Source organism: Mesorhizobium sp. M7A.F.Ca.US.006.04.2.1 (genome assembly GCF_004022915.1).
GTDB lineage: Bacteria > Pseudomonadota > Alphaproteobacteria > Rhizobiales > Rhizobiaceae > Mesorhizobium > Mesorhizobium ciceri.
Window position 1 is genome coordinate 1 of record NZ_RZQA01000515.1, and the last position, 4742, is coordinate 4742.

The following is a 4742-nucleotide window of genomic DNA, read 5'->3' on the forward strand; positions in this document are numbered from 1 at the left end:
CCACATGCCTTGCCGCAAATCGGTCTGCTCGACTTTCTGGCCGCAAGATGGACACGCGTAGAAGCGGTCCTTTTCGCGAATGCAATTACCCCCGTTGCGAGGGATGCGAGGTCCAAGGTCAGACAGTTTTGTCATGGCGACGAAAATCACCGCCGGAGGAAAAAGTTCCCGCCATTTCAGCAAAAACCAACGGAACACTCTTTGGCGCCCGAGGTTCGATGAGCTGAAAGCATCGTGACTGCATGGACGCTTCCGCCAGCCCATCGACAGCCTCTATGGCACGATGCACGATGCCATCTCCACTACGATCCTGGTTTGACCGGATGATGCTCGCGGCCGCAGGTTCCTCGACGATTGGATCGCGAGCCATCTGCCGTTTCCAGAACCGGCTCCCCCCATGGCTGCCAGCGACCTTGCGGACCAGCCGCCGGTGATGCCGGTACCAAGCCTGACGAGGTCAATGAAGAAGTCAGGAGCGTATCGGAAGTAATGTTCAAACGATGCATACAGCAACGACGCCTCACCGGCTTGACCGGTTTCTTGGCTCGCGCCTTTAGGTGGGCTGTGGGTCAAGTGGATTGCTAATACGAGGCTCAAGGACCTTTATCGTTATGCTTGTCTCTGCCGGCTGCGCCACATTCTATTGGTGGTGGAGAGACTGCTATGCCCTTCAGGGCGGGCTAGCGATGGAGCGCCTTCGAAGGTGAAAGCAATTCCCGCGTTCTCAAACGCCTGACGCATGGCCGCGATCTTGTGGGGACGCGGATTTCGAATACCGTTCTCAAAATCTCTGATCGTCATTTCGCTAACGCTCGCTTTTGCGGCAAGCCGTACTCGCGGCCAGTTCAGCAGGGCGCGTGCTGCTCTCGATTGAGCTGGTGAAAGTTGGGTTCGGCTGTCCATAGGATTTGAACATTCGATACGTCTAAAATGTTCCTTCGATCTATCGACGATCGAAAGATCGAGCAATTCCCGCGCGGGGGACGGTCGTCACGAGCGATGTCTCAGCGATGCATGCGTCAGGCAATAGGCCGGCACTGGGACGAGGGGGGCAAGCAGTGGGCGCCTGAAGCGAGCGCTGAGGGTTGGCCGGCGTCCGCCCGCTATCGCAACCAACCCTGTTGCGGCTCGTTGACCTATGCTGGTTGGTCCCAGCACACTCCAGAACCTGCCCGCCACCACTTCGCGGTGGCCGGCTTTTTGTTAATCAGCGGAACCTGATATGCCACGGCAGGTTGGAAGAGCGGCAGCGTCCCCCGCTGCCGGTCGAGGTCCCCAAGCCTCGCCCGGGTCCGCCTCTACCCGCAAGTGGGGGCGGACCCACTAAATATGTTGCGGATCCAGGCAACCTGGTTTGTTGCTGATGACGGGCCTTCGCGCTGGCGCTGCTACACACCTCATTGCAAGCACTCTACCGTGTCTGGGCCCGACCAAAGCCCGACATGGAATCGCAAAGGTCTGACCTATGAAACAAGGAAGCCTTTTCCACATTTGGAATGTGACCGTCGATCATCGTCCCTTCATCGTCGGTTGGTTGTTTACCCGCCACGGCTCGCTTGGCGTGGCGGGTACTCATTCATGGAGAGTGTATGCAGCCTGGTGAGATCATCGCGAACGTGTTTGCAGCGGGGTTGGTCAGTGTCCTGGTAGCAGTCGTTTTTCTGATTTTCGGGAACCCGCTCTGGCCTGAACGACACGTCCGGATGGTCATCATCCCGCCTGTCCATCGAATGACAACCACCGCTATCAAAAATGCCTGGCCAGACCTGCCGGACAAAATTGATTTGAACGTTTCGCGCCCGAGGCCGGCCACCGGTGAGCGGATCTGAAGCGTCCTTCGAAGCGCACTGACCTGGAGCGTTATGGCGCGCGCCCTGTGCTAGGGTGGCCGGTCAGCTTTCCGGTCTAGACTGAAGTGCATTGTGGATATGTGTTGCTGCGGTGGCGGCATGGCCAAACGCAACGGCAATTTGATTGAGACCCTCAGCCACGTCTCCAATGGCATAGAGACCCGCAGTCGACGTTTCGAGGTGTCGGCTGACCAGAACATATCCTTGCGCGTCACACTCTGCACCGAGTGCGGCGGCAAGTTCAGAGCGCACATCAGACCCCATTGCGGGGTACACCACATCCAATTCCCGCATTGGCGCACCGTCGGCCATGACAACGCCGAACCCGGTTGCTCGAGCAACAAGATCCTCGACGGTGTCCCAGATTTCGATGGCGCCTGCCGAGGCCATGCCGCGGGCGGCATCGGAAATATCCTCCGGATAGTTGGCGAGCAAGGTAACCTGACCGCTGTACTCCTTCAAAAACAGGGCTTCCTTGAGCGCCAGATGCTCTGGGCCGACGACGCCAATGCGCTTGCCCACGGCCTCATAGGCGTCGCAGACCGGACACAGTCGGACAGTGCCGGCCGCGACGGCCTCCTCCAGCCCTTCTATTGCCGGGGCCTTGTCCACGATCCCGGTTGCAAGAACCACGCGCTTTGCTCGGATGGTCCCGAAGGTGGTCGTCAGCACAAAGGTCCCGTCGCGCTTCTTGGCGCCCGCTACACGACCGTCCACTACGCCTGCACCGTATCTCTGTGCCTGGGCTTTGAGACGGCCGAGCAACTCTGACCCGCCTACGCCGTCCGGGAAGCCAGGACAGTTATGCGATTTTGGAATGAGCTTGGCTCGTGCGTCGCCGGCGTCTACCACGATCACCGAATGCAGGAATCTGGCCAGATACATGCCTGCCGCAAGTCCTGCGGGGCCGCCGCCGACTATAGCCACGTCGAATTCATGACCGGGGGAAGAAATTGGCATTTCGCCCAACATTGCAAACAGGATCTTGTTCCCTGCTTTGGCAGAGGGGATGAGCGACGGTCAGGCCTCCAAACGTTTACGCGGCAACTCGTCGAGGTCCCTTTCACCGGGCGATGGCGCGCGCCTCGATCTGATTTGCGCAATCTTCGCCATCAAGCGATTCCAGCTCCTGCAAATCAGGCTTCAATTCGAGGTGCCCGAAATGCCGACATGGCATTTCACCGGCCAACTTGCCTTAAACCTGCGACCGTGCGCATTTCCCAAGCCCACGCGATTCGAATCGGATCGACCTGCCGGGAAAACCCACCTGATAGCCCCGTCCTTCCGATCCGGAGGGGCGCAATGCTGATCGTCTGAAGGGCCGCTCAAATTTACTGACCCAGTCGAGGTGCAGACTATCATAGTTGATTGTTGCTGCCGGTGACCTCGCGTAATCAAAGGCTCACGAGGCTTTCCAACAGAGGACGGTATGTTGTATCCAGGTCGATTTTTGGAACCGAGCGATATTGTGATGCTTGCCCGTGTTTGTGCGACGGTCTGCGAACAGCGCGGCGTACCTGTTGCTTCGCGGGCCGGAGAACGGACAGCTGCGCACGTACTCAGGCTGTTTCTGAACGGCTTGACTGGGGAGAATGAGCTGATCGATGCTGAGAAGAACTGGGCTCGCGGGAGTGATCTGGCTTTCGAGGGGGCTCCTGTCAGCTACGAAAACAAAAGAGAGGCCGCGTGATTCAAGCTTCCTGAGAATCGAATGTAGCGAAGAAAACTGCTCGCACACGGGTCAGGCACCAGAGGCACCCTCCCTGCATATCGGGGGTGTTGCTGTGGCACTTCAGGTGAGAAAAAGATCTCCGCACGCCGCCCGATCCGTGGTGTCCGGGCGATTTTCCAGGTGGACTCGACATGAGGCAAGCGCATGCTTTTTGATCTCGGCTCGGGCCTTCCTGGTTTGGGGCTGAAGCGTCGGATTGGTCGGGGCACATCGATGTCTGTCAAAGTCCGAAGACCGCTTCGTAAAATCCGTTTCTAAACGCTGCCGATCCGCTCCTGGCCAAACGCCGCCGGACCGCTTTGGCGCAGCAATGAGCGAAGCAACAAAAGGGGCGGTTTGGCCGTTCTCATTAGTCGCACTGGCGGGCCGGGGCATTCGAAGACATGACTACGCCGCAAATTTTGTCATTTGCCGTAACCTTCGTGATGATGGCAGCGTTCGTGTGGGGTCGCTATCGATATGATCTGGTCGCGGCTGTGGCACTGTTGCTTGCTGTCGCGGTTGGCATTGTGCCTTTTGACGAAGCCTTCAGCGGGTTCAGCGACGATATCGTGATTATTGTCGGCAGTGCTCTGCTGGTGAGCGCAGGGATAGCACGCTCGGGTATCATGGAGGCAGCGATCAAGCGCTTTGCTCCGAAATTATCGGGAGTTCGGTCGCAACTGGCGCTGCTGGTGATCGTGGTCACGATCCTCTCTGCCTTTGTAAAGAATATCGGGGCGCTCGCTATCATGATTCCGATCGCCTTCCAGTTCGCGCGCCGGTCTAACATTTCACCCTCGATATTCTTGATGCCCATGGCATTCGGGTCACTGCTCGGCGGACTAATGACGCAGGTGGGAACATCACCCAACATCGTAGTGTCCCGAGTGCGAGAGGAGCTGATCGGAACCGCCTTCACAATGTTCGACTTCACACCTGTTGGAGCTGCCATAGCCGCTGCCGGAACGATCTTCCTGCTGTTTTTCTATTGGTTGTTGCCGGTGCGCGAAAAGCATGGCGGGTCACTGAATGAAGCCCTCGACATCAAGAATTACCTTACAGAGGCTCGAATTGTCGCCGACTCCACGGTGCTCGGGAAAACCGTCGCAGACCTCATGAAGCTCGCCGGGGGCGATGCAATCGTGACGTCGATCCTGCGCAATCGCACGATGCGGATG

The 4742-nt window shown here is 58.1% G+C and carries 5 protein-coding genes; 2 read left to right on the forward strand and 3 right to left on the reverse strand.

Features of this window, described 5'->3' with window-relative positions; translation table 11 throughout:
• Window positions 1–118: 118 nt before the first annotated feature.
• Window positions 119–370: a hypothetical protein gene (locus EN925_RS39765; protein ID WP_164753952.1), complete on the reverse strand. Its 252-nt coding sequence runs from the start codon at window positions 368–370 to the stop codon at window positions 119–121.
• Window positions 371–609: 239 nt separating this feature from the next.
• On the reverse strand, window positions 610–903 hold the full coding sequence (locus EN925_RS24080; protein WP_127369011.1) for a helix-turn-helix transcriptional regulator: 294 nt from the start codon (window positions 901–903) through the stop codon (window positions 610–612).
• Window positions 904–1589: 686 nt separating this feature from the next.
• Here EN925_RS24080 and EN925_RS24085 point away from each other — a divergent pair.
• Window positions 1590–1829 carry a hypothetical protein gene (locus EN925_RS24085; protein WP_027161858.1) on the forward strand — a complete coding sequence of 80 codons (240 nt, stop codon included), beginning with the start codon at window positions 1590–1592 and terminating at the stop codon, window positions 1827–1829.
• Between the two features lie 63 nt (window positions 1830–1892).
• Here the strand turns inward: EN925_RS24085 and EN925_RS24090 are convergent, their stop codons facing one another.
• Window positions 1893–2822: an NAD(P)/FAD-dependent oxidoreductase gene (locus tag EN925_RS24090; RefSeq protein WP_348630362.1), complete on the reverse strand. Its 930-nt coding sequence runs from the start codon at window positions 2820–2822 to the stop codon at window positions 1893–1895.
• A 1143-nt stretch (window positions 2823–3965) separates the two neighbouring features.
• Between EN925_RS24090 and EN925_RS24100 the strand changes: the two genes are divergently transcribed.
• Window positions 3966–4742, forward strand: a 777-nt coding sequence (locus EN925_RS24100; RefSeq protein ID WP_206632900.1) for an SLC13 family permease, incomplete at its 3' end; no start/stop codon positions are given.